This is a genomic window from Streptomyces sp. P9(2023) (assembly GCF_032436795.1).
In the GTDB taxonomy this organism is placed as follows: Bacteria; Actinomycetota; Actinomycetes; order Streptomycetales; family Streptomycetaceae; genus Streptomyces.
The window spans coordinates 1-373 of the sequence record NZ_JAUPWM010000212.1 but is presented as its reverse complement, the minus strand read 5'-3'; the positions used below and the strand labels follow the sequence as shown (position 1 = coordinate 373).

Below are 373 nucleotides of genomic sequence, written 5' to 3'. Positions count from 1 at the left end.
AAGCGATCGATAGTGGGGCAAGTGGTTATTTATCGAAACGATGTGGTCCTAGTGAATTAGTCGATGCAATTCGTATGGTGGCACGTGGACACCGTTATTTGTGTGCTGATGCGTTGTTTAATTTGAGTAATCCTCAAGAAAAAAATGTGCTGACGGAGTTAACCAAACGAGAGCGTGAGATTTTTTTCTTATTGATCCAAGGCAAAGATGCTAAGGAAATTGGACAAGTGCTATTTCTTAGTTATAAAACTGTCCATGTTCATCGAGCCAATATTTTGAACAAACTTGGTTTAAGTAATATTGTCGATTTGATTCGTTTTGCGATACAACATCGTTTACTTGCTCAAGATGCGTAATGAAAAATAGTCATTAT

Annotated in this window: 1 protein-coding gene; it reads left to right on the top strand. The window is 37.3% G+C overall.

From position 1 onward, the window contains the following. Positions 1-356, top strand: a 356-nt coding sequence (locus Q5762_RS37390) for a response regulator transcription factor (RefSeq protein ID WP_315896767.1), incomplete at its 5' end; no start/stop codon positions are given. Between the last annotated feature and the right edge of the window lie 17 nt (positions 357-373).